The organism is Agrobacterium sp. 22117 (assembly GCF_052045735.1).
Taxonomy (GTDB): domain Bacteria; phylum Pseudomonadota; class Alphaproteobacteria; order Rhizobiales; family Rhizobiaceae; genus Agrobacterium; species Agrobacterium cavarae.
In genome coordinates this window covers 641,380-665,791 of the sequence record NZ_JBQEPP010000002.1, presented here as the reverse complement: position 1 = coordinate 665,791, position 24,412 = coordinate 641,380, and the positions used below count along the sequence as shown (strand labels likewise).

Here is a 24,412-nt window from a genome sequence, read left to right as displayed (position 1 = left end):
CCAAATGTTCGAGGCAACATTGAGGGAAATTCGTGATTCGATCCAGCCACGGATGCAGGCAGTTTCAGACGGGCGCAAGCGCCTTGGGCGGCTCGAAATCGGGGGCGACCAGACCGCCGGAAATCAAAAGCTTCGCGGCATCCTCCGGCGACATGTCGAGCATGATGATCTTGTCCTTCGGCACAAACAGCAGAAAGCCCGCCGTCGGAACAGGCGTTGGCGGCAGGAACACCGCCACCATTTCCTGGCCTAACTCATTGAAACGGAAGGCAAGCTCGCCCTTGGCCTCGGATGCGACGAAGACCATGGCCCAGGTGCCGGGCGACGGAAACTCGATCATGCCGACGCGCTTGAAGGAATTGGAATGCTCCTTCAGCACCGATTCAAACAGCTGCTTGATGCTTTTGTAGATCGGCCGCACCAGCGGCATGCGGTTTAGGATGGATTCGCCGACACCGACGATCCATTTGCCGATCAGATTGTTACCGAGAAAGCCGATGACCGTGATGCCGATGACGGCAATCAGCAGGCCGAAACCGGGGATGGCGACATTGAAATATTCTTCCGGGTCGTAACGCGTCGGAATATACGGCTTCACCCAGCTATCGGCCCATTGCAGGAAGGTCCAGACCAGCCACATCGTGATCGTGACGGGCGCCAGAATGAGAACGCCGGTCAGAAAGCTGTTACGCAGGCGTGTCGCGAAGGAAATTCTGATTGGGTGATCCGTCATCAACTCACTGAATGTTGGAGCATCTCCAGCCGAAGCGTGATCGCTTTGGCGTCGGACAATGCGGTAAAACAGAGACCGAGAGCATTGAAGGTGGTCCCGTTATCACCGGAATGCTCTAGGCGATGTCACCGAAGAATGCCTGATGATAACGGACAATGCCGGACGGCGTTCCGCCCTGCAAGGGCAGGATCATGAAATATTCGTCATCAATGCCCTCGGCCTTCAGTCGCTCATCGTGGTGAAAAACGAAGCGACGGTAATAGGCAGGATCGCCCATGACGACGCACCCGCCGGCATTCAGCTGGCGCAACGCGTCGAGACCGCGATGAACGAGCGCAGAACCGACACCCCGCCCCTGCCATTCCGGCAACACGGAAAGCGGACCAAGGCCAAACCAGATGTCACTGCTTTCAGGAAGTCCGACATGCGAAAAGCCGATATGGCCAATGATTGCCCCGCCCTCCTCCGCCACAAGCGAAACAGCGAGCGCACCGGCCCGCCGTAAGCGTTCGATGACGAGGTGCTCGTTATGGTCACTATAGGGAACATCCCGGAACGCCGCCTGCGTCACGACGCCGATTGCGTCGAGATCGCCGACCTGTTCCGGACGGACAATCATTCCACCGTAACCGACTTTGCCAGATTGCGCGGCTGGTCCACATCCGTGCCCATGAAGACGGCCGTGTGGTAGGCCAGCAGCTGGATCGGCAGCGAGAAGACCATCGGCGCAATGAGTTCATCGACGGTCGGCAGCACGATGGTCGCCATGGTTTCCAGCGACGAGGCCGCGGCCCCCTTCGCATCGGTGATGAAGATGATGCGCCCACCGCGGGCTGCCACCTCCTGCATGTTCGATACGGTCTTCTCGAAGAAGCGGTCATGCGGTGCAATGACGATGACCGGCATGTTCTCGTCGATCAGCGCAATCGGCCCATGCTTCAACTCGCCTGCGGCATAGCCTTCCGCGTGGATATAGGAAATTTCCTTGAGCTTTAGCGCGCCTTCCAGCGCCAGCGGGAAGGATGTGCCGCGGCCGAGATAAAGCACGTCCTTGAAGCGCGAGAGATCGCGCGACAGGGTTTCGATCTGCGGCTGGATGGCGTTCAGCACTTCGCTCATCACCCGCGGCATCTCGATCAGATGACGGACAAGCTCGGTTTCCTGCTCTGCCGTCAGCGTGCCACGCGCCTTACCGGCTGCGATCGCCAGCGAAGCCAGAACGGCAAGCTGGCAGGTGAAGGCCTTGGTGGAGGCAACGCCAATTTCAGGGCCAGCCAGGATCGGGAAGATCGCATCGGATTCACGCGCAATGGTCGATTCGCGCACATTGACGACCGCGCCGATTTTCAGATCGTTCTCCTTGCAGTAGCGCAGAGAGGCGAGCGTATCCGCCGTCTCACCCGATTGGGAGATGAAGAGCGCGGCCTGCGTCGGCAACAACGGCATTTCGCGGTAGCGAAACTCGGACGCAACATCGATCTCCACTGGCAGGCGCGCATAACGCTCGAACCAGTATTTGCCGATCAGACCGGACAGATAGGCCGTGCCGCAGGCGGAAATCGCCAGGCCGGTGAGCTTGCAAAAGTCGATCGCCGGGTCGACATCCTTCACCCGCTTGTCGGCAAAATCCACATAATGGCTAAGCGCATGGGAAATGACTTCCGGCTGTTCGTAGATCTCTTTTTCCATGAAGTGGCGGTGATTGCCCTTGTCCACCACATAGGCCGTCGCCTGGGAAATCTGCCGCTGGCGCTGCACTGGCTTGCCGGCGAAATCGATAATCTCGGCACCGGCTGCGGTGATGATGGCGCAATCGCCATCCACCAGATAGGTGATCTCGTTGGTGAAAGGAGAAAGCGCGATCGCATCCGACCCAAGGAACATCTCACCGCGTCCATGGCCGACGGCAAGCGGCGGACCGGAGCGGGCGGACAGCAGCGTGCCGGGCTCATCCTGGAACATCACCACCAACGCAAAGGCGCCGGTCACGCGGTTCAGCATCGTCAGCATCGCATCGCGGTGCGACAGTCCCTCACGAGTGAATTTGGCAAGCAGCTGCGCCACCACTTCCGTATCGGTCTGGGTGGTGAAGGTCGCGCCCTCGGCCTTCAACTCCTCACGCAGCTCGGAGAAATTCTCGATGATGCCGTTGTGAACGACGGCGACGCCATCGACGAAATGCGGATGAGCATTGGTTTCGTTCGGAACCCCATGCGTTGCCCAACGGGTGTGCGCAATGCCGGTGATGCCGGGAAGCGGCTCTTCGAAGAGCTTCTTCTCCAGATTGAAGAGCTTGCCCTCGGCGCGGCGGCGGTCCATTGCGCCATCATGGATCGTCGCAACGCCTGCGGAGTCATAGCCCCGATATTCCAGCCGCTTCAGCGCATCCACGAGGCGCTCCGCAACCGGTTGCGTTCCAACAATTCCGACGATGCCGCACATACAGGTCTCCAAGATTTTTTGGTGAGCATCCGATGATCCGAAAACCGAGTCAGGTCTTCTGACGGATGCTTTTTCAATGGGCGGAAGTCGTAGCGATTTCCGCAAAAACCGCAATCGCAACCGCGGTCACTTTCAATGTCTATTCGTTACCTTTGTCAGAAGGTTACGCCGGTTTCTTCTTGGCATCCTTGATCGCCTGGGCGCGGGCGCGAAGCACACTGGCACGGCCTTCCTTGACCTCCTGGCGTGCCCGACCGAAGGCCAGCGCATCGCCCGGAACATCATCGGTAATCACACTCCCGGAGGCGATGTAAGCATCATCACCAATGGTCACGGGTGCCACGAGCGCTGAGTTGGAACCGATAAAGGCGTTTCTGCCGATCCGCGTCTCATGCTTGTTGATGCCGTCATAATTGCAGGTGATCGTACCCGCACCGATATTGCTGCCCGCGCCGACGAACGCATCGCCGATATAGGTCAGGTGATTGACCTTGGCACCCTCGCCGATCTCGGCCTTCTTGATTTCACAGAAATTGCCGACCTTGGATTTCGCCGCCAGATTGGCGCCCGGACGAAGCCGCGCATAGGGACCAACGGTCGCCCCGGCGCTGACATGCGCGCCTTCCAGATGCGAGAAGGCGTGGATGATCGCACCCGATTCGATGGTGACGCCGGGACCTATGACGACATTCGGCTCGATCAGAGCGTCCTGACCGATCTTGGTATCCCAGGACAGGAAGACGGTTTCCGGCGCGATCATCGAAACGCCGTCGATCATCAACTGATGACGCGCCCGCTCCTGCCAGAGCCTTTCTATGATGGCAAGTTCGGCGCGGTTGTTACAGCCGGTCATTTCCGTCTCGGGGGCATCGACAGCCACAGCCCTGCCGCCCTGAGCGCGGGCGATCTCGACGATGTCGGTCAGATAATACTCGCCCTTGACATTGTTGTTGCCGATGCGGTCGAGCAGATCCAGCGCCCGGCGACCATTGATCGCCATCAAGCCGCTATTGCACCATGTGACCTTGCGCTCGTCGTCGCTCGCATCCTTCTCCTCGCGTATGGCGACCAGCTCACCATCCTGCACCAGAAGACGCCCGTAACCCGTTGGTTTGTCTGTATGAAACCCGATGACGACGACATCGACATTGTCGGTCAGCGCCTGGCGCGCCCGGTTGAGCGTCTCGGCGGTCAGCAACGGTACGTCGCCATAGGCAATCAGAATATCGTCGAAGCCCTTCTCGATGGCTTCGCGCGCCGCAAGCACGGCGTTGCCCGTGCCAAGACGTTCCTTCTGCAGATAAGGCTCGACAGAAACACCCGCCACCCGCGCGGCATCCGCCACCTTGTCCGCATCACGACCTACGACGAGAGCAGCAGCGGAAACGCCAGCACCGGAAACCGCCTGCATCACATGCGCAATCATTGGACGGCTAGCAACCGGATGCAAAACCTTCGACATGGAGGATTTCATGCGTGTGCTTTCACCGGCGGCGAGAATGACGGCAAGACAGGTGCGTTCCACTGATATCTCCATTCCAAGCATCGGATGTCTTTTGCCCGCTATAACCGCTCGACGATAAAGACACCATGGAAATTGCGTGACGGCTTGAAAAGCGACGTGATGGCTGGCGTGGTTAGGCAAGTGAAAGGCGAGAACGCGCTTTCCACCGCCAAAGAATCCTCTAATCTGCCGCGACCACCTCATCCCGAAATGCGGAAATCTCCTATGTCCTCTTCGCACAGCATCAGCCAGCCGGTCCGCGGCATGCTCATCATGGCGGCCTGCATGATCGTGCTGCCGGTGATGGATGCGATTGCGAAATATATGGCCCATGCCGGCATGTCCCCTGGCCAGGTCACCTTCTATCGCTTCTTCTTTCAGCTGGTCTGCACCCTGCCGCTGCTGCTCTTCATGTCGCCGAAGTCGCTGATCCATGCCAAGCGCCCCTGGCTCAACCTGCTGCGTGGCGTCCTGCATGCGGCCGCGAGCCTGACATTTTTTGCCGCCGTCAAATACATGCCGCTGGCCGATGTCTTCGCCATCTACTTCGTCGAGCCCTTCCTGCTCACCATCATGTCGGCGCTGTTTCTGAGCGAGCGGGTCGGCTGGATGCGCTGGAGCGCCATTGCCGTGGGTTTTATCGGCGCGATGATCGTCATCCAGCCCAGCTTCGAGCTTTTTGGCCTCACCTCGCTTCTGCCGGTCGCCTGCGCTTTCCTCTTCACTCTCTATCTCTTCCTCAACCGCGCGATCGGCGATGGCGACAGCCCGTTGGTGATGCAGACGATGGCCGGCATTGCCGGAACGATCTTCATGGGCGGCGCCCTGTTGATCGGCACCGGTTTCGGAGACGCCAATTTCGAGATGTCCCTGCCCGGCTGGGATCATGGGCTCGTTCTGCTGATCCTGCTCGGCTCGATTTCCGGCTACATGCATCTTCTCGTGGTCAAGGCCTTTCGGCTTGCGCCGGTGTCGCTGCTTGCCCCCTTTCAGTATTTTGAGATCATCTCCGCCACTATTCTGGGATACCTGCTGTTTTCCGATTTCCCGACGCCGTCCAAATGGCTCGGCATCGTCATCATTGTGGCATCCGGCCTCTTCATCATCTGGCGCGAAAGGCTGAGCGCCCGCCGCCTCAAGATGACAGAGGTCGCGGAAGTTTGAGGAATTGCCGCAACTGCACTTGTTCATAAGGCCCGCGTCGGGCAAAAAGTGCTTCCACGAATGACAAAGATACGAAGGAGACGAGACGATGGACGTTCGCGCCGCAGTCGCCGTTCAGGCAGGCAAGCCATTGGAAGTTATGACCGTTCAGCTGGAAGGCCCGCGCGCCGGTGAAGTGCTGATCGAGGTCAAGGCGACCGGCATCTGCCACACGGACGATTTCACCCTCTCCGGTGCCGATCCGGAAGGTCTCTTTCCCGCGATCCTCGGCCATGAAGGTGCCGGTATCGTCGTCGACGTCGGCCCAGGCGTCACCTCGGTCAAGAAGGGCGACCACGTCATCCCGCTCTACACGCCGGAATGCCGCGAATGCTATTCCTGCACCTCGCGCAAGACCAACCTCTGCACCGCGATCCGCTCCACCCAGGGCCAGGGCGTGATGCCGGACGGCACCAGCCGCTTCTCCATCGGCAAGGACAAGATCCATCACTATATGGGCTGCTCCACCTTCGCCAATTACACGGTTTTGCCGGAAATTGCCGTTGCCAAGATCAACCCGGACGCGCCCTTCGACAAGGTCTGCTACATCGGCTGCGGCGTGACGACCGGCATCGGCGCGGTCATCAATACGGCCAAGGTCGAGATCGGCTCGACGGCGATCGTCTTCGGTCTCGGCGGCATCGGCCTCAACGTGCTTCAGGGCCTACGTCTTGCCGGCGCGGACATGATCATCGGCGTCGATATCAACAATGACCGCAAGGCCTGGGGCGAAAAATTCGGCATGACGCACTTCGTCAATCCGAAGGATGTTGGTGATGATATCGTGCCCCACCTCGTCAACATGACGAAGCGCAATGGCGACCTGATCGGCGGCGCCGATTACACCTTCGACTGCACCGGCAACACCAAGGTCATGCGCCAGGCGCTCGAAGCCTCGCATCGCGGCTGGGGCAAATCGGTCATCATCGGCGTCGCAGGCGCCGGCCAGGAAATCTCCACCCGCCCCTTCCAGCTGGTCACCGGCCGCAACTGGATGGGCACGGCCTTCGGCGGCGCTCGCGGCCGCACCGACGTTCCGAAGATCGTCGACTGGTACATGGAAGGCAAGATCCAGATTGACCCGATGATTACCCACACCATGCCGCTTGAAGACATCAACAAGGGTTTCGACCTGATGCACAAGGGCGAAAGCATCCGCGGCGTCGTCGTCTATTGATGTGAAGAATGGCTGGCGCGGGGCCGGTTAAGGGTTTCCGCGCTGGAAGGTTTTGGAGGGGCTGCGAGGCCCCTCTTTCTTTTCGACGGCAGAGATGGCGGAAGGTACCCCCTCTGTCCTACCGGACATCTCCCCCTCAAGGGGGGAGATCGCAAAGAAGACAGCTCCTCAATCCATTCGCGACATTAGAGATGGCCGGGTGGCGGCCGCATCCGATCTCCCCCCTTGAGGGGGAGATGTCCGGCAGGACAGAGGGGGGTATCGCGCCTCAGCCTCTACGTAAGACCCGAACCCAACCCATCAAGCCGCCGTCTCAACATCCTTCGCCGCATCCACCGACACATAGTTCAGCACTGGTCCAAGCCAGCGCTCAATATCCTTCACGGGCATGCCTTTGCGCCGAGCATAATCCTCAACCTGATCCCGCTCCACCTTGGCAACGCCAAAGTAATAGCTCTCCGGATGGCCGATATAGAGACCGGAAACAGACGAACCAGGCCACATGGCATAGCTCTCCGTCAGCACCACACCCGTCTGGTTTGTCGCATCCAGAAGGCGGAAGAGCGTGTCCTTTTCCGTATGATCGGGCTGGGCCGGATAGCCGGGCGCCGGGCGAATACCGGCGTATGCTTCTCCAACAAGGTCCTCACTGCTGAAGCGCTCATCCGGCGCATAGCCCCAGAACTCCTTGCGCACCCGTTCATGCATGCGCTCGGCAAAGGCTTCCGCGAAACGGTCGGCCAGCGCCTTCACCAGAATGGATGAATAGTCGTCATTGGCCCGTTCGAAACGTTCGGCAATGGCCACTTCCTCGATACCCGCCGTCACCACGAAGCCGCCGACATAGTCGGCAATGCCGCTGTCCTTCGGCGCGACGAAATCCGAGAGTGCGACATTGGGCCGTCCATCGCGCTTGGAAAGCTGCTGACGCAGCGTGTAGAAGGTTTCGAGCTCCGAGGTGCGGCTTTCATCGGTGAACAGACGAATATCGTCCCCCACCGCATTGGCCGGCCAGAAGCCGATCACCGCGCGCGGTCGGAACCACTTTTCCTCGATGATCTTCTTCAGCATGGCCTGCGCGTCGGCATAAAGATGGCGTGCTGCCTCACCCTGCTTCTCATCCTCGAGAATGGCCGGGAAACGACCCTTCAATTCCCAGGTCTGGAAGAAAGGCGTCCAGTCGATATAGCGCGACAACTCTTCGAGATCGTAGCCCTCGAATGTCTTGGTACCGATGAATTGCGGCTTGACCGGCTGATAGCCTCTCCAATCCACTTTCTGCGCGTTTTCGCGCGCACGCGACAGCGGCAGGCGCTGCTTTTCGCGTTCATTGCGCGCATGCGCATCGGCAACCTTGGCATATTCGGCGCGAATGCCGTCAATATAGGCTGGCTTCTGATCTTCCGACAGAAGTGCAGACACCACGCCGACCGCGCGCGAGGCGTCCGTCACATAGATTGCCTGGCCCTTCTCGTAACGCGGATGGATCTTCACCGCCGTATGAACACGGCTCGTCGTCGCCCCACCGATCAGAAGCGGCAGGTCGAGCCCCATGCGCTCCATCTCGGAGGCCACATGCACCATTTCATCCAGCGACGGCGTGATGAGGCCGGAAAGACCGATGACATCGACCTTCTCCGCAACAGCCGTTTCGAGAATCTTGGTGGTCGGCACCATCACGCCGAGATCGATGATCTCGTAATTGTTGCAGGCGAGAACGACGCCGACGATGTTCTTGCCGATATCGTGGACATCGCCCTTCACCGTCGCCATCAGCACCTTGCCGGCCGACTTGCGCTGATCGCCGCCGTTCAGGCGCTTTTCCTCTTCCATATAGGGAAGAAGAACGGCAACAGCCTGCTTCATCACACGGGCGGATTTGACCACCTGCGGCAGGAACATCTTGCCTGAACCGAAGAGATCGCCGACCACATTCATGCCCGCCATCAGCGGACCTTCGATGACATGCAGCGGACGGGCCGCCTGCTGGCGCGCCTCTTCCGTATCCGCATCGATATATTCGGTGATGCCATTGACCAGCGCATGTTCCAGCCGCTTCTCAACGGGGAGTTCGCGCCACGACAGATCCTGAACCTTGCCTTCCTTGGCACCTGTACCCCGGTAACGCTCGGCAATTTCAAGCAGCCGTTCGGTCGCGTTGGGGTTGCGGTTCAGCACCACGTCCTCGCAGGCCTCGCGCAGTTCAGCATCGATGCTCTCATAGACCGCAAGCTGGCCCGCATTGACGATGCCCATATCCATGCCGACCTGGATCGCATGATACAGGAACACGGCATGCATCGCCTCGCGCACCGGCTCGTTGCCGCGGAAGGAGAAGGACAGGTTCGAGACGCCGCCGGAAATATGCACGAGCGGCATGGTTTCGCGGATGGTCTTGGTGGCCTGGATGAAGTCCACGCCGTAATTATTGTGCTCTTCGATACCGGTCGCAACGGCGAACACATTCGGGTCGAAGATAATGTCTTCGGGCAGAATCCCGGCCTTCTCCGTCAGCAGCTTGTAGGCGCGCGTACAGATCTCGACCTTGCGCTCGTAAGTATCGGCCTGCCCCACTTCGTCAAACGCCATGACGACGACAGCAGCGCCGTAATTGCGCACCAGACGCGCCTGCTCGAGAAACTTCTCCTCGCCTTCCTTCAACGAGATGGAGTTGACGATCGATTTGCCCTGAACGCATTTCAGGCCAGCCTCGATGATCTCCCATTTGGAACTGTCGATCATCACCGGCACGCGGGCGATATCCGGCTCGGCGGCAATCAGATTGAGGAACTCGACCATGGCCTTCTGGCTGTCGATCAGGCCCTCATCCATGTTGATGTCGATGATCTGCGCGCCGTTCTCCACCTGATCGCGGGCGACGGCAAGTGCAGCGGTATAGTCACCAGCGGTGATCAGCTTGCGGAACTTGGCAGAGCCCGTCACGTTCGTGCGCTCGCCGACATTGACGAAGGGAATGTCCTTGGTCAGCACGAAGGGCTCGAGGCCGGACAGCGACATGAGGGACTTGTGTTCCGGCACCTTGCGCGGCTCAAAACCCTTCACGGCGTCGGCGATGGCGCGAATATGCTCCGGCGTCGAGCCGCAGCAGCCGCCCACCACATTGACCAGTCCCTCACGGGCAAACTCGGCAACCTGTGCCGCCATCATCTCCGGCGTTTCGTCATACTGGCCGAACTCGTTCGGCAGGCCGGCATTCGGATAGGCGCAGATGAAGGTATCGGCCACATCCGACAGTTCCTGCAAATGCGGACGCATGGCGTTGGCACCGAGCGCACAGTTGAGACCGATGGTAAACGGGTTGGCGTGACGCACCGAGTTCCAGAAGGCCGACGGCGTCTGACCCGACAGCGTGCGGCCGGAAAGGTCGGTGATCGTGCCGGAAATCATCACCGGCAGATGAATGCCCTTGGCAGCAAAGCGCTCCTCGCAGGCGAAAATCGCGGCCTTTGCGTTCAGCGTGTCGAAGATGGTTTCAATAAGGATGAGGTCGGCACCGCCGTCGATCAGACCGTCGATCTGCTCACCATAGGCAACGCGCAAATCGTCGAAGCTGACAGCACGGTAGCCAGGATTGTTCACATCCGGCGAGATCGACGCGGTGCGGTTGGTCGGGCCGATGGCACCTGCCACGAAACGGCGGCGGCCATCCTCGCGCTCGGCGCGTTGAGCGGCGCGACGCACGATGAAGGCGCCCTCGCGGTTGAGGTCATAGACCGCGCCTTCCATCTCGTAGTCGGCCTGCGCGATACGCGTGGACGAAAACGTGTTGGTCTCCAGAATATCCGCCCCCGCCATGGCGTAGCGGAAATGGATATCCTCGATTGCATCCGGCTGCGTCAGGATCAGGAGGTCGTTATTGCCCTTCTGATGACAGGCACAACCAATGAAACGATCACCGCGGAAGTGGTCCTCGTCAAATCCAAGGCCCTGGATCTGCGTGCCCATGGCGCCATCGAGAATGAGGATGCGCTCTTCAGCCGCCTGTTTCAGCGCCTTCAGAATTTCCGCGCCGTCGCGTTTGCCGCCCAGGGGGCCAAACAGATCGTCCAACATCGGCACTCACTCCTCATTCTTTGCAAATCAGCAAGATATCAAGTCACATAAAGATATCTTTATGTCAACATATCATCCGGCATTCGCGGTTCTGGACTAAAAAGGAAGCTACGAAATTCCGACCGTGGATGACACCCTTGCGCCTCAAAGATATAGGTATGCTCCAACAGCGCATCAAAGGAGGAACGGATGACCGAGACGGAAAGCACGAAAGCCTATTGGAGCACGCTGCCCTGGCATCGCCAATGGCTGGTAAAGCAGGCGGAAGGCCTCTTCGACTTCTTCCAGTATCGCGCGGTCAATCCCAAAGGCGGCTTCTTCGATCTCGACCGGAAAGGCGCTCCCCTCTCCTCCGACAATCCGGTGCGCGGCATCCACGCGTCTGCCCGCATGGTCCATTGCTTCTCCATCGGCCACCTGCTCGGTCGCCCCGGCTGCGGCGATATCGTCGACCATGGCATGACCTATCTATGGGACAAGCACCGCGACAAGGAGCATGGCGGCTACTTCTGGCAGGTGGATGACAACGGTCCTGCCGACGCCACCAAGCAGGGTTATGGCCACGCCTTCGTGCTGCTCGCCGCCTCCTCCGCCAAGGTCGTCGGTCATCCGCTGGCCGATGCGATGCTGGCCGATGTGACCGAGGTTCTCGAAACCCGATTCTGGGAAGAGAAGCACGGCGCCATCAATGAGGAATTCCACCGAGACTGGTCGCCGATCGAAAACTATCGCGGCCAGAATTCCAATATGCACCTCACCGAAGCCCTGATGGCCGCCTTCGAGGCCACGGGCGACAAGACCTACCTCATCAAGGCCGAACGCATTGCCGACCTCATCATCCGCCGCGCCGCTGGCGCGCTGGACTTCCGCGTGCCGGAGCATTTCGATGAGAACTGGGTGCTGGACAAGGATTATCGCGGCAACGAAATGTTCCGCCCCTCAGGCTCAACGCCGGGTCACTGGCTGGAATGGTCTCGCCTTATCCTGCAGCTCTGGATCCTTGGTGAGCGCAAGCACGACTGGATGCCGACCGCCGCCAAGTCACTCTTCGTCCAGTCCATGGCGCTCGGCTGGGACCGCGAAAAAGGCGGTTTCTTCTACACGCTCGATTGGGACAACACGCCTGCCAAGACGGAAAAGCTCTGGTGGCCGATGTGCGAAGCCGCCGGTGCGGCCCACTTCCTCAACGAGCATCTGCCCGCCGACGAATTCTACGAAGATAGCTATCGCCGCATCTGGAGCACGATCGCCAACACCTTCCTCGACCATCAGTTCGGTGGTTGGCATGAGGAACTGACGGAAGACCTCGTTCCGGCCAACACCCTCTTCCCCGGCAAGGGAGACATCTACCACGCCCTTCAAGCCTGCCTCATCCCGCTTTTCCCGGCGGATGGCAGCCTGACGAAGATGATCGCCGAAAAAGGCGCGCGCTTCTGATTGAAGCATGACAAATGGCACGGCGAAGCGCAGAGACCCAAAAGCGCCGTGCGTCCTATTGGACGCACAAAGGACGCTTTACTTTTTTGAATCTACGCATCGTGCTTTCCGAAAATCGAGTCCGATTTTCGGGCCGATGCTGTATCGCCGCGCCATCAGGAAGCTCACTCGAAATCTGCTGAGTTCACCGTCACACGCCATTCCAGCCGCGCGGGATCGGCCTGCTCATTGCTGCGCAACCGAAATGGCCGGCACGCAGCGTAGCTCTCATGCGGCCCTAACCGCCTTTCGTTTGGCTGATAGGCCTCGAGCGAAATCGGCGCACGGAAGGCGGGCTCAAAACCTTCCAGCGTATAGGTCAACCGCTCGACCGCGACATCATTGGTATTCTGAAAGCTCACCCGGATCGGCGCATTCTCATCCCGACAGGTTGGGTCATAGGCCGCCGTGGCAATGATCTTCTCCAGCCTTTCGCCAGAGCGGACCCAGTCAAACAAAACCCAGCCTCCGAGGCAGGCCCACACCACGGCAAGTGCTGCCACAACGGGTTTCAGATGTCGCGGGAAAGCCATCAGAAACAACAGCAAGGCGACCGTCAGAACGATGCCGACGATCATGAACGACGCTCCGCGATATACGACATGATGTCAGTCAGTGTTTTTTCTCCCAAGGCAGTCGACAAAACGCATACGAAGCTCCCTTATAGCCCTAAACGCGAAGCCGCACAGGCAGACGCAGTAAAGTCGGCGTGACAAGAGCACTCCGAACCGAAAAGACCATTAAGCTCTTGATCGCCACGGTAAGGCGCAACGTGCCCGATCCGCGACAACTGGCGGATAGCCTTTGTCATACATAGCCCGGCCACCAGAGGCCAATGAGAACGGATGTCCTTCCGTCAATTGACTGTTCCGAAGATCGCACTCAAAAAATTCTTTCTTTCGATCGACTGCAGTTCGGAATTTCCTGGCGTCACTATCAAGGCCAGCCAGGCATTTCCACCCCTCATGAAAACCGTGAGTTCTGCGCGTGTTTCCGATGCAGTCGTGGCAATTCCGGATACCCGCATGATCTGCACTCCGTTGACATAGGCTGCCCCCCAATCGGAGGTCGGTTTCATAATATGGTCGACGCGTCTTTCCAGATCCTTCAGATAAGCCGTCGGATCGGCGCCGTCATTCCCAATAAGCTCGTGGGAAACCAGTGCTGTCATCCCCAGCGTCGGCGCCCGGAAGACGAAGCTGTCTTTAGAGGAGTCATTATAAGGGTGCTCCCAGATTTTGCTGATCCTGGCGCCCCTGCCCGACCTGGGATTCACCCATGTTTTGGTTGAGTCGGTCGGTGTCAAATTCGGTACGACCATCCGATCGAAGGGGACACTTTCGTAAGATGGCACGGGAAGAGCGCCATGGCTCGCAGTGATCCTTTCGTCGGAGCGATAGTCGCTCACATTTACAATAGCGCAACCGATGAGAAGCAGCATAACCGGCACCATGATCAAGGCTGCGATGCGGCTTGGCCGAAGCACCAACACACTCGAGCGTTCCCTGTCATAGCTCGCGTTCAGATCGACCTTCAGTCGCCTGTACTGAAAAAGGAATGTGAGAATGAACAACGGCGGGATGCCCATCGCACACCCCCAAAACCACACCCTGTACTCGCGACCGAAATAAAATCTGAAACGTGGCCAAAAACTCTCGTGAGGCGCAAACACCCATACGCCGAATATGGCCTTGCCTGGCGTGGTGCCAAATAAAGCCATGCATATTGCGGGTATCATAGCTGCGAGAGAGATCAGCATTAGATACAGGACGAGTGCAGCGAGGAGAAGACCGGGTCGGTTCCCATGGAAATAGAGGTAAGCAGCAACCAAGATGTCGTGTCCGACGATCGTGAACAAAGGTGACATCATCAATAGATCGAAAAGCCTTGCCCATAGGCGGCGCCAAGGACGCGCGGGCAAAAAGAACGGTTTCGGCGCGACACGCTGTTCCTCAGACCCGAGGGCCAGTGATGCAAAACTATCGGCAAAAACGCGATTGAGACCGGCCTTCTCCCAGTCCGTCATCTGTTCGTGCCAGAGGTAGTCGTCGCGGGTGACATGACCAGTCTCGATCAGCCTGCGAATAATCTCCTCGTCGACGGGGCCTCCGCGCTTCGGCCCGATGGTGTAATACCAGTCAGCCATACCGTTTCACGCCTCGTTTTCCCGGCTGCGTTTTAGCAGACCATAGCAGGACGATAATTTTGTATGACGGAACTCGGATCGACGGTTTTTGCCAAGATTCGGTCGAATTTGAGGGCTTGGACGGCACATTCAGCTGATCCAGTAACGAGCCTTCAGGCCGTCGCCCGTTGACTGCGAGCAACACTTCCAGAGTGTGTTTCAAGTCGGTCAAACGGATTGCTCACTTAATCGTTTGGAGCAACGCGCTTAGGAACCGATCCCTCTCCCTCAATTGATCGGGGCTGTTATCGTACGTCGATACTGAAACCTGCCAAGCGTCTCTACCCTGAACGATGAGGGTGGTTTCGACATCGACCCTGGACCGATCCCGAGAATAGCCGGTAGCGCGAAGCGCTTTGAAACCCTCTATTTCCACTGGGCGCCAGTCGGAGGAGCGGGTCCAAAGTTTGCCTGCCATGCCATCAATGATACTCGCATATTTTTCAGGAGTAATACCATCCCAACCGAGCGTATCATGGCCGAATAAAGCCGATAAAACGAGCCTGCTTCCGACGTCCGCGTTCAAATCATCCGCATGTTTAGTGCCTCGGGCTCTTGCCGAGGCGTCCATTGCCAACAAGTCATCTGTTGCGAATTGTATCTCTGTCTCGCTTGAGGAGTTTAACGGCTGGAAATTCCAGAACGATGGTAGCAGAGTTTCGTTACCGTTGATCGGATTGACCCAAACCTGTTTTCCAATGACGTAAGTGGCAGCACGGTCACCTTCGTTCCAAAGGAAAACGTGACCGGCGAAAAGAACGACCGCAAGAGCGATTACAGGAACGAGAGACATTCGTGCATTGACGGCAATCGGCTGAGAAGCCGTATCATAACTTGCTGCACGAGAAGATACCAATCTCCGGTATTGAACTACAAGAGCGATTGGCAAGAAAACGGGAATACCCATTCCAAGGCCAGAAAACCATACTCTGAACTCGCGTGCGAGATAGAAGAAAAGTCTGTTCGTCCCTTGCGGAACACGACCCTGGACGCCAGCAAGCGCCTTTCCTGGAGTTGTATCGAAGAGAGTCATACATAGTGCCAGCGCCACCGCTATAATCGGCAATAGTGCGACCATAAGCAGGACGTCCAGCATCGGTCTTTCCATCGAGGAGATGTAAATGTAGACGGATGGCGCCCATGCTGCCAGCGTGAATGCGATCGCTGCGGCAAGCAAAGGCCCCAGAAGCATGATGTCAACAAGTCTTGCCCAGAAGCGCCGCCAAGGACGCATCGCGTTCTGCTCACCATCCAGCGCTTTGGATGCGAAGGGCAGAGGTGGTGGTTTAACCGAGAGCGGCGCCACGAACGTGTCTTCAAACTCGGGATGCGTCCCAACAATCTCCCAGTCCGCCATCCCCTCCCGCCAGACATAGGCATCGCGGACAATCTTGCCGCTTGCGATCAACGCGCAGACTTGCTCTTTGCTGACAGGCCCTTCGCGTTCCTGCCCAACAGTGTAGTACCAGATCGTCATGCTGCTATGCCCCGCTTCCCCGATCAAGCTTTAGCAAGGCGGTCCCAACCCGTAAAGCTGCGAGAATGGCTACGGCAAAGCTCTCATCCCGTGAGAGGATGCTTGCGCTATCCAGTTGAAGCAAAAGAAAAATGGTGGGCCCGGAGGGCCTGCCGAATTCCAAGAAAATCAGCAGCTTAACCCCTTGTGGGACGAAAACACCGCTTCATAGAAATCAATGGCTTAGTAAAGCCGCCGTCCCACTTTTTCCGGTCGTTTTCGGCCCTTCTTTCCCGGTCGTATTGCGGCCAGGGAGGCGCGCATGAGCGGGGCGCGGCCATTTCGGGACGTGAAGCTGCAATGGCTTCAGCAGTTGAGCTGTGACAAGGATTTGAGCGACAGCGCGCGATCCGTAGCGCTCTATATCATCACCACGCATTTGAACGGCCACACCGAAAAGGCGTGGCCGTCCTATCAAACGATTGCCGACGCGACCGGCAAGAGCGTCAAGACCATTCAGCGCGCCGTCCGTGAACTTGAGGTCAAAGGATGGTTCGAGGTCCAGCGCGGAAATGGCGTCGGGCACAACACAGAATATCGTCCCTCAGCGGCGTCGATTTTACGCGCATCGGACGCCCGCGAAAAGACGGACAAAGTTGTCACCCTTTACCCTGACAAAGGCGGTCAAAATCGTCCGGCAAGGCGGTCAGATCTGTCCAGCGAAGGGGGACAAATATGTCCACCAAACCCAGAGAAAGAAAAAAATATATAAACCTAACCCGCGCGAGGACGCCCCGCCGCGCATCGAGACGCGGCGAGCCATCCCGCTCGTTTTCGTGGCCGAGAGCAAGGCGGATCAGGTCGAGCAGTGGCGCGATTGGCTACGTCGTCACGGCTTTCCTTCGATCGACGCCTTGGGCGTTCGAACGGTGAAAACCAGGAAGCCGGGTTATGCCTTGCCGGGCTACTGGCCACCTGATGACGCAAGCCCCAGCGCCCTCGATTGGATCGCATTCTTCAGCCGTCGCCGTGACCACATCGCCGATGAACCCGCGAGGCAAACCGATCTTCGGAGGGCATCATGATGGCTGGCGATTTGAAGGGAGCAAGGCGACCCCTGTCATACGGCGAGCCTTCTGACCGGGAGCCTTATGAGGGGAGGCAGACCTCCCCTTCAAACCCCACCAAGAGCACGCCGCGATCGCCCAAAGGCGAACTCAATGCCGTCGTGGTTTTCCGCTGCACGGCCTCGGAAAAGCAGGCGCTGACCGCACGCGCGGCGCGGGCCGGTCTGCCCTTCGCCACGCTGATGCGGGAAGCGCTTGGCCTCACCGAGGCACGGCGTCGCCGTCCGGTTCCCAAGGTGGACCCGGAACTGGTGCGCGCCGTCGCCCGGATCGGCGGCAACCTCAACCAGATTGCGCGATGGCTGAACACGACCCAGGCACAGGGCCAGTAGTCCGCCATCGACGCAATCACGGTTGCCGCGCGCCTGGTCGCCATCGAGCGGGCGCTATCGGAAACCCTTTGAGCAGTTCACGGCCAAGGATGGCGCGCCGTGCTGATCAAGTTCTTCCGAAACGGCCAGGGCGGCGGATCGGGACCGGTTAACTATCTGGTCGAGCGCGACGTCGTCGCCTACGACCAGAACCGCAACGCGATCCGCGATGAGCGCGGCGAGGTCATGCTGTTTGCCCGCGAGCCTTTGCCGGAGGTGCTGCGTGGCGATGCCGACCGCATGCGCGCGCTGATCGACGTCTGTCCACACCAGTGGACCTATCGGGCCGGCGTCATCGCCTTCACGGCTGAAGACGGGCCGAACCCTGCCCAGCAACGACAGGTGATGGACGCCTTCGAGAGCCTTGCCTTTGCCGGCCTCGAACCCGACCAGCACGATATGCTTTGGGTCCGCCATACCCACGAGGGCCGCGTCGAGCTGCATTTCGTGACGCCACGCATGGAGCTTGCGAGCGGGCGCAGCCTCAACATTGCGCCGCCCGGCTACCAGAAGCACTACGACGCCCTACGCGATGTTCTGAATAAGGAGTATGGCTGGAATGACCCAATGGCGCCGGAGCGCGCCCGCGAGACCGTTAGCCTCATCGAAAGCGTCCGGCGCGGCGATGCCGCGCTCGATTCTCCAGCATCCCGTTTCAAAGAGCTCCAAGATGAGAAGCCAGAGGAGGCTGAGCTATGGCGAGGAAAGCTGTCGGCCTTCTGCAGCCTCTATGGTTTCCTCAGCCAGATTATTCCTTATCAGGATACGGACCTGGAAAGACTGTATGTGTTCCTGCGTCACCTCGCAACGAAACTACCAAAGCGGGGGGCGGGCCCCTCCTATCAATTCGATGACGAAGTGAGGCTGGAATATTATCGGCTTCAAAAGATTAGTGAGGGCTCAATCAGCTTTAGCGATGGCCAGGCTAATCGGCTCGAGGGGCCATCCGAAGTCGGCAGTGGAATACTGCGGGAAGAGGCTGTTCCCCTGTCTCGCCTTATCGACGTTGTGAATGAAAGATTTGGCACTGATTTCAACCAAGCTGATCAGTTCTTTTTCGATCAATTGGTTGAGGTTGCGGTTTCAGATGCTGCTTTGAAGCAAGCCGCGGCGGTGAACCCAGCCGACAAATTCGAGCTTGTATTCAAGAACTTGCTTGAAGCCCTTTTCGTGGAGCGCATGGATCAAAACGAGGAGATTTTTGCCCGGTTTGTGAATGATAAATCGTTCCAGAAGGTTGTGACCGGCTGGCTGTCCTCTGAAGCGTATCGGAAGCTTCGACTTGCAGATGCAATGGGATTGGGCGGCGAGCTGCAGGATGCCAAGACCTAGTTTACAGTGTGCATTTTTAGGTTCCCTTTGCTGATGTGCCGGGACCGCCTGCCTGGCGTGCTCGCAAGGGTGATCACTTCAACCGCCTTTGGGTACAAAACCCACTCCAAAACCGAACAGTCGCCCAATCTTCTCCAACGTCTCCAATGTTGGATTTCCCGCACCCGCTTCAATCTCCGCAACTTGGCGCCTAGTAAGCGACAGGGTCTTGGCAAACTCTTCCTGCGTCATGCCGAACCCTTTGCGGATTTCGACAACCGCTTCAGGTAGCCGTAAGTCTCCGTTTCGCGCACGCTCCGCAAGTGTTCGCCGGTTTTCAAGTATCTCCTCTTTCGCCGGCTTCTTCCATCGAGCCATTTAGCGGTCCTTTGCCATCATTGACACGCGGCCAGAACGCTGTCCGCTATCGCGATACAGCGCCCCATTGCACGATCCAGAATGTCCGGAGACGCGCCCAAATCTTTCGCAATGATTGGTGCCTGACGCAGGTGTTCGGCAAACATGGCAAGCGTAGCTGCGAGCGCACTGTGCTCAGCAGGATCAGGCATCAGTTCGGCGCAAATCCGCGTCCAATCGGGAAGATGATCCCGACCGCCGTCACGCATCATGGCCCAGCGGGTGGAGCGAACGATTCCCTCCTTGGCTAGCCGCATTGGAGCGAAATCAAACAGCGGGGACAGGCGGATCGTGCCGTCCTGGTGCTTGCTGAGAGCGGAATTCCGGCCGTGATTGTCGGGATTGCCGAGGGCTAGGTTGGCTATGTCGCGCTTCAGGTATTCCACAATGTCCGCGAAGGGATCGGCCGAATATCGGCGTAGAACGTCGATATAGGCCTCATGCGTGCCGACATGGCCGAAATCGGCAACGCCGATCGCGGACACCAGGCTTTCCTGCCCCAGTCGGACGGTTCCGCCGCCTTCTCTCTTCTTCCGGTCGAAACGGGGAATGATAAGGACGCCTTCGGCATAGGTCGAAGGTTCGCTGACATTCAGACCGATCTCTTGCGCGATCCGCGAATAGAGGGCTTCTCCTTCGAGGATAAGGCGATCCACAGGCTCGTTGCTGCGGACCAGCTTGACAATGACGTGGCGCATGGCCTCATCATCGGCCACGAAGCTGTCGGGATAGTAGAGCCCATCCTTCGCCTGAGTCATAGAGACCTTCGGCCATTCGCCTTGCAAGCCGCTTGAGCCGGAGGCCAGCATTCCGAAGCGATCGGCGACTTCCATAAAGCGATCCGACCGCTCAAGGATTTCCGCCTCTGTCACACCTTGGCGCTCGACACCGCACAGCCGTTCAGCTTCGGCGTCCGCCGCTTCTTTGATGCGGATATTGCCGATGCCGCCTGTCGCCGATCGGAGAAGCAGTGGCAGATCAGAAGCGCGCGAGCCTTCTGTAAGACCGAGGTGCTCGGCTAGCTTTCGCCGTGCATGCCCCTGAGGCATAAGATCCAAGAGGAAGGGCGGCCAGCTGCGGCTATATCGATTTTCGAGATCGACGGGATAGCGGACGGATAAGGCGCGATGATCACGAACCGTTTTTCCAGCAGAGAACTCCGCCGATGCCACGGTGACGAAATAGTCGAGATCGTAATCGACGATCGACGCGCCCTGGAAGCCGGCCGCGTCGTCCTTGAGTTCCAATGTCGCAGCGTGATGCCACTCACCGTCAAAATGGGTTTGGAGCGTTAAGCGCATTAATTGACCCCTTTCAATGGTTCAAATAATGCGTTTTTTAAAATTATTCAACCCATCAAAGTGGGTTGAATAATTGCCTTCAGAACTGCCAGCTACCGAAGCGGTCATCAAAGCTTCTGATACGGCTGACCATCTTCCGGCCACGCAGCGCATTGCCACACGCGAACAGAATGAGCGACAGGCTCAGCACTGGTGTCAACCAAGCTTCGGAGCCGCTGTTTGCGTCGAACAAGATGAGCGAAACGGCTCCCATTGCAGCGAAGAAGACCATCCCGAAATCGTATTGCTTTGAAAGGCTTTTGAGTCGGACCGAGTGCTGAGTATAGCGCAACTGCCTTGCCAGCCTTCGTTTTTCGGATGCCAGTTGGTCGCGCTGGCGACAAAGGGCGTAGGCGCCCTGCATTATCTGCTCTTCGAAGCTCGATTTACTCATATCGCTGACCTCAAATATTTTTCTGCGATTTCCTCTGTGAATTCGCCGTGCTGTTCGGCGTAGTCGATCAGGAACCGGATGAGCTTCAAGCGCTTATCCGGTTCCACCTGACAGTTTTCCCTCGCGATGAAAGCGTTAACCGCCCCCGTCACCTGGTGATACAAGTCGACCTTGTCCCGATTGTAGGGGCTTCCTTCTCCCGTAAGCATCCAGGCGGGATTCACATTGAATTTTAAATGCAAAAGGCGGAGAAGCTTCGCGGGCATCTCGCGATTTCCGCGCTCGTAAGTGTTGTAAGCGCTTTGCGAGACCTCAAGCGCTTCGGCAAAGGGCACTTGCTTCAACCCGGAATCCTTTCGAATTTTCCCAAGCCTTTGCCCCATCGCCTCCATAAATCCGTCTTGCATCAAAATATCTCGAATGCGATAAAACTGTTGCGGTTAGTGCGATTATATGATTCGTTCTGTCTTGTGTCGAATTATCTCTATGGAGTTGGGCAGTTATGCATTCTCAGCTTTTATCACCCAAACAACTCGCAGATCGTTCCGGATGGCCGGTTGCTCGCATCCGGAACCTGATCGCCAAGCAGGAGATCCGTCATGTCCGGATCGGCGGTAGCCTGTTTCTGCCGGAAAACGCCGTGGATGAGTATCTTGCGGCGAATATGGTCGAGCCCAAGCAGAAGGCTTTGGCACTTGCTGACAACGCCTCCAAAGCGTGAGGAGCGGCACATGAAGCAGCAAGCTGAAGCGCTGGCCCCACGGCCCATTTACAAGGTTGCGGTTAGCCGCGTCCGTGCGGCGGAACTTCTCGACGTCTCGACGGGCACCTTTGAAGACTGGGTTCGCCGTGGCCTGATGCCGAAAGGTGTGAAGATCGGCGCGTTGCGCCGTTGGGATGCCGAGGAAATCCGGGCGTCTTGGTACGACATCAAAGAGCAGGGCTTGAGCGGAGACGAAGACGATGGCGAAAACCCGTTTGATTACGCGGTTGGGTAGCCAGCGCGTCCCCTTCAAATATTGCTCGCGGGATGTCGATCGGCACGGCAACGAGCGGTTTTATCTCCGCCTGCCAGGTATGCCGAAGTACCGGATGACGTCCGCCTATCTGGACGAGGCCGGCAGCGTCACCCAGGCATTTACCGAGGAATATCACCGTGTGCTCGCTGGCGATCGTGGTGAAAAGACGGTCCCGATTTCAAGACTGGAGCCCGGCTCGGTTCGCTGGCTAGTCGAGACCTATTATCGGTCCAAGGCATTTCAAAGCCAGTCTCCGGCCACGCAGAAAGACAAGAAGAGCGTTCTCAATCGCTATTGCGTCAATGTGGGCGAACTGCCGTTAAAGAAGATTCGCAAATCCGACATCGAAGCCAGCCAGATGAAGCGCAGCGGCACGCCCGGTGCGGCTGACAAGCTGGTGAAATATCTGAAGGCGCTTTTCAATTGGGCTATCAGCGCCGAACTGGCGACCTTCGACCCCGCGAACGGCGTCACCAAAATCCATAAGTCTCCCGGCTTCCACACATGGAGCGAAGCGGAGTTGGCGCGCTATCGTGCTGCTTATCCGCTCGGCTCCACAGCCCGGCTTGCAATGGAACTGATGCTGAATCTGGGCGTGAGGCGCTCCGATCTCGTCAAGCTCGGCTGGCGGAACCTGGTCGGCGACCGTATCGAATTCATGCCGGAGAAGGGCTCAGGCAAATATGCACAGTCCCTCAGCCTGCCTGTCACAGACGAGCTACGCGAGGCGCTGGACGCGATCACGCATGATCAGCCGACCTTCCTTGTTACCGAATACGGCAAGGCGTTCAGCGGGAACGGGTTCGGCAACAAGATGCGCCAGTGGTGCAATGACGCCGATTTGCCGGAATGCTCGTCGCACGGCCTGAGAAAGGCGTCCGCAACAATCCTCGCCGAGGCAGGCGCTACCGAACATCAGTTGATGGCGATCTTCGGCTGGTCTGATTCCAAGATGGCGCAGCACTACACGAAAGCCGCTCAATCCAAGCGCATAATTGATGCCGGTTTCGAACGCCGGAAGACCTATGTGGCCCGCAAAAATGTCCCACTCTCATCGAACCGGAATTCCGGTGAGACAAATCGAGGAAAAAACGATGGAAAAACAACGTCCGAAGACAGAAATGGTGGGCCCGGAGGGACTCGAACCCCCAACCAAGCGGTTATGAGCCGCCGGCTCTAACCATTGAGCTACAGGCCCTTCGATGCAAGACGCGTCGATGCGCAAGGCTGCAATGGTCCAGCCGGTGCGTGGGTCTCGCTCTAACGCAATTTTTCCGGTGCGACAAGCCGTTGAAAATCAGCGGACACAATCTATGCCGTAATAGTCTCATAATCTAAAGCCATAGGATGTAGAGGGACATCAACAGAGGACTTTTTCATGGTATCCAGACTGGCTCGTTCGATCGCTATTGGCTCCGTCACGCTTGCCGCGCTCGCGCCATTCGCAGCCGTTGCGCAAGACGCCAAGCCGCGCGAAGCGACGATTACGGTTTCGGGCGAAGGCAACGCCTCTACCGCTCCCGATATGGCCGTTCTTTCCTTCAGTGTCCTGAAGCAGGCGCAGACGGCCGCCGAGGCCTTGAGCGAAAACAACAAGGCGATGACGGAAGTTCTGGCAGCGTTGAAGAAGGCCGGCATTGCCGACCGCGATCTGCAGACTTCCAATTTTTCGGTGCAGCCCGTCTACAAGCAGTTCGAACCGAAGGATGGTGTCTATATTCCGCCGGAAATCACCGGATATCAGGTTACGAACGGGCTGACAGTGCGGGTGCGGGACCTGACCAAGCTCGGCGCGATTCTCGATACGTCGGTGAAGCTCGGCATCAACCAGGGTGGCGATATCGCCTTCACTAACGACAATCCGGAAGCGGTCTTCACCGATGCACGCAAGAAGGCGGTGGAGAACGCCGTTGCCAAGGCAAAGACGCTGGCCGAAGCCGCTGGTGTGAAGGTCGGACGCGTTCTTGAGATCAGCGAGAACAGCCCTCGGCCACTGCCGGTTCCCGCACCGATGATGCGCGCCACCATGCAAAAGGAAGACAGCGTGCCGATTGCCGCAGGCGAAAATACCTATGTCATCAACGTCAATGTGACATTCGCCATCGAGCAATAAATCAGAAAGGGCGCGCCTCCCAAGCGCGCCCTTCCCCAAGCTCGATGCTGAAATCGGCCAAAACAAAATT

At 58.1% G+C, this 24,412-nt stretch carries 22 protein-coding genes, 1 tRNA gene and 1 pseudogene; 10 read left to right on the top strand and 14 right to left on the bottom strand.

Going from position 1 to position 24,412, the window contains the following annotated elements; genetic code table 11:
• Positions 1–64: 64 nt before the first annotated feature.
• The 4 genes from ACTJKV_RS07590 to glmU all read right to left on the bottom strand — a co-directional run bounded on the left by ACTJKV_RS07590 (position 65) and on the right by glmU (position 4,700).
• Complete coding sequence (locus ACTJKV_RS07590) at positions 65–733, bottom strand: DUF502 domain-containing protein (protein ID WP_062426471.1); 669 nt, start codon at positions 731–733, stop codon at positions 65–67.
• 115 nt (positions 734–848) lie between these two features.
• A complete protein-coding gene (locus tag ACTJKV_RS07585; RefSeq protein ID WP_274102145.1) occupies positions 849–1,352 on the bottom strand; it encodes a GNAT family N-acetyltransferase in 504 nt (167 codons plus the stop codon).
• The gene (gene glmS, locus ACTJKV_RS07580; RefSeq protein ID WP_274102144.1) at positions 1,349–3,175 is read right to left on the bottom strand and encodes a glutamine--fructose-6-phosphate transaminase (isomerizing); all 1,827 of its coding nucleotides are present in this window, start codon (positions 3,173–3,175) and stop codon (positions 1,349–1,351) included. The genes ACTJKV_RS07585 and glmS overlap by 4 nt, the downstream gene beginning before the upstream one ends.
• Before the next feature lie 163 nt (positions 3,176–3,338).
• Positions 3,339–4,700 carry a bifunctional UDP-N-acetylglucosamine diphosphorylase/glucosamine-1-phosphate N-acetyltransferase GlmU gene (glmU, locus tag ACTJKV_RS07575; protein WP_274102142.1) on the bottom strand — a complete coding sequence of 454 codons (1,362 nt, stop codon included), beginning with the start codon at positions 4,698–4,700 and terminating at the stop codon, positions 3,339–3,341.
• 204 nt (positions 4,701–4,904) lie between these two features.
• On the opposite strand from glmU, the gene ACTJKV_RS07570 reads away from it, so the two are divergent.
• On the top strand, positions 4,905–5,843 hold the full coding sequence (locus ACTJKV_RS07570; RefSeq protein WP_274102141.1) for a DMT family transporter: 939 nt from the start codon (positions 4,905–4,907) through the stop codon (positions 5,841–5,843).
• A gap of 88 nt (positions 5,844–5,931) precedes the next feature.
• Complete coding sequence (locus ACTJKV_RS07565; protein WP_274102140.1) at positions 5,932–7,059, top strand: S-(hydroxymethyl)glutathione dehydrogenase/class III alcohol dehydrogenase; 1,128 nt, start codon at positions 5,932–5,934, stop codon at positions 7,057–7,059.
• Between the two features lie 300 nt (positions 7,060–7,359).
• Here ACTJKV_RS07565 and metH read toward each other — a convergent pair whose 3' ends face one another.
• Positions 7,360–11,133 (bottom strand): methionine synthase, encoded by a 3,774-nt coding sequence (gene metH / locus ACTJKV_RS07560; protein ID WP_274102138.1) that lies wholly within the window; start codon positions 11,131–11,133, stop codon positions 7,360–7,362.
• Positions 11,134–11,322: 189 nt separating this feature from the next.
• On the opposite strand from metH, the gene ACTJKV_RS07555 reads away from it, so the two are divergent.
• Entirely contained in the window at positions 11,323–12,570 is a 1,248-nt protein-coding gene (locus ACTJKV_RS07555) for an AGE family epimerase/isomerase (RefSeq protein WP_274102137.1), read from the top strand.
• Positions 12,571–12,734: 164 nt separating this feature from the next.
• On the opposite strand, the gene ACTJKV_RS07550 is transcribed toward ACTJKV_RS07555, so the two are convergent.
• The 3 genes from ACTJKV_RS07550 to ACTJKV_RS07540 form a co-directional block, all read right to left on the bottom strand.
• On the bottom strand, positions 12,735–13,187 hold the full coding sequence (locus ACTJKV_RS07550; RefSeq protein ID WP_062426464.1) for a hypothetical protein: 453 nt from the start codon (positions 13,185–13,187) through the stop codon (positions 12,735–12,737).
• Positions 13,188–13,465: 278 nt separating this feature from the next.
• Complete coding sequence (locus ACTJKV_RS07545) at positions 13,466–14,755, bottom strand: RDD family protein (RefSeq protein ID WP_113226312.1); 1,290 nt, start codon at positions 14,753–14,755, stop codon at positions 13,466–13,468.
• A 220-nt stretch (positions 14,756–14,975) separates the two neighbouring features.
• A complete protein-coding gene (locus tag ACTJKV_RS07540) occupies positions 14,976–16,271 on the bottom strand; it encodes an RDD family protein (RefSeq protein ID WP_274102136.1) in 1,296 nt (431 codons plus the stop codon).
• Between the two features lie 301 nt (positions 16,272–16,572).
• On the opposite strand from ACTJKV_RS07540, the gene ACTJKV_RS07535 reads away from it, so the two are divergent.
• The 3 genes from ACTJKV_RS07535 (at position 16,573) to ACTJKV_RS07525 (ending at position 19,080) form a co-directional block, all read left to right on the top strand.
• Positions 16,573–17,022: a helix-turn-helix domain-containing protein gene (locus tag ACTJKV_RS07535; protein ID WP_274102135.1), complete on the top strand. Its 450-nt coding sequence runs from the start codon at positions 16,573–16,575 to the stop codon at positions 17,020–17,022.
• A gap of 309 nt (positions 17,023–17,331) precedes the next feature.
• The gene (locus tag ACTJKV_RS07530; RefSeq protein ID WP_274102134.1) at positions 17,332–17,709 is read left to right on the top strand and encodes a plasmid mobilization protein; all 378 of its coding nucleotides are present in this window, start codon (positions 17,332–17,334) and stop codon (positions 17,707–17,709) included.
• Positions 17,710–17,808: 99 nt separating this feature from the next.
• The gene (locus ACTJKV_RS07525) at positions 17,809–19,080 is read left to right on the top strand and encodes a relaxase/mobilization nuclease domain-containing protein (protein WP_440598581.1); all 1,272 of its coding nucleotides are present in this window, start codon (positions 17,809–17,811) and stop codon (positions 19,078–19,080) included.
• Between the two features lie 78 nt (positions 19,081–19,158).
• On the opposite strand, the gene ACTJKV_RS07520 is transcribed toward ACTJKV_RS07525, so the two are convergent.
• From ACTJKV_RS07520 to ACTJKV_RS07505, 4 genes are all read right to left on the bottom strand, one after another.
• On the bottom strand, positions 19,159–19,437 hold the full coding sequence (locus ACTJKV_RS07520) for a helix-turn-helix domain-containing protein (protein WP_274102124.1): 279 nt from the start codon (positions 19,435–19,437) through the stop codon (positions 19,159–19,161).
• A 17-nt stretch (positions 19,438–19,454) separates the two neighbouring features.
• Positions 19,455–20,777: a type II toxin-antitoxin system HipA family toxin gene (locus tag ACTJKV_RS07515; protein WP_274102123.1), complete on the bottom strand. Its 1,323-nt coding sequence runs from the start codon at positions 20,775–20,777 to the stop codon at positions 19,455–19,457.
• A gap of 79 nt (positions 20,778–20,856) precedes the next feature.
• On the bottom strand, positions 20,857–21,210 hold the full coding sequence (locus tag ACTJKV_RS07510) for a hypothetical protein (protein ID WP_274102122.1): 354 nt from the start codon (positions 21,208–21,210) through the stop codon (positions 20,857–20,859).
• Entirely contained in the window at positions 21,207–21,617 is a 411-nt protein-coding gene (locus tag ACTJKV_RS07505) for a helix-turn-helix domain-containing protein (RefSeq protein ID WP_036585387.1), read from the bottom strand. The genes ACTJKV_RS07510 and ACTJKV_RS07505 overlap by 4 nt, the downstream gene beginning before the upstream one ends.
• Before the next feature lie 95 nt (positions 21,618–21,712).
• Here ACTJKV_RS07505 and ACTJKV_RS07500 point away from each other — a divergent pair, with 95 nt between their 5' ends.
• Positions 21,713–21,931, top strand: a complete 219-nt coding sequence (locus tag ACTJKV_RS07500) for a helix-turn-helix domain-containing protein (protein WP_274102121.1) — start codon at positions 21,713–21,715, stop codon at positions 21,929–21,931.
• A 10-nt stretch (positions 21,932–21,941) separates the two neighbouring features.
• Positions 21,942–22,208 (top strand): helix-turn-helix transcriptional regulator, encoded by a 267-nt coding sequence (locus ACTJKV_RS07495; RefSeq protein ID WP_274102120.1) that lies wholly within the window; start codon positions 21,942–21,944, stop codon positions 22,206–22,208.
• A 312-nt stretch (positions 22,209–22,520) separates the two neighbouring features.
• Here ACTJKV_RS07495 and ACTJKV_RS07490 read toward each other — a convergent pair whose 3' ends face one another.
• Positions 22,521–22,706 carry a hypothetical protein gene (locus tag ACTJKV_RS07490; protein WP_440598580.1) on the bottom strand — a complete coding sequence of 62 codons (186 nt, stop codon included), beginning with the start codon at positions 22,704–22,706 and terminating at the stop codon, positions 22,521–22,523.
• Between the two features lie 94 nt (positions 22,707–22,800).
• Between ACTJKV_RS07490 and ACTJKV_RS07485 the strand changes: the two are divergent.
• A pseudogene (locus ACTJKV_RS07485) lies at positions 22,801–23,151 on the top strand (tyrosine-type recombinase/integrase); the annotation flags it as partial.
• Positions 23,152–23,351: 200 nt separating this feature from the next.
• Here the strand turns inward: ACTJKV_RS07485 and ACTJKV_RS07480 are convergent.
• Positions 23,352–23,427, bottom strand: a tRNA-Ile gene (locus ACTJKV_RS07480).
• A gap of 180 nt (positions 23,428–23,607) precedes the next feature.
• On the opposite strand from ACTJKV_RS07480, the gene ACTJKV_RS07475 reads away from it, so the two are divergent.
• A complete protein-coding gene (locus tag ACTJKV_RS07475; RefSeq protein ID WP_274102117.1) occupies positions 23,608–24,342 on the top strand; it encodes an SIMPL domain-containing protein in 735 nt (244 codons plus the stop codon).
• Positions 24,343–24,412 lie beyond the last annotated feature (70 nt).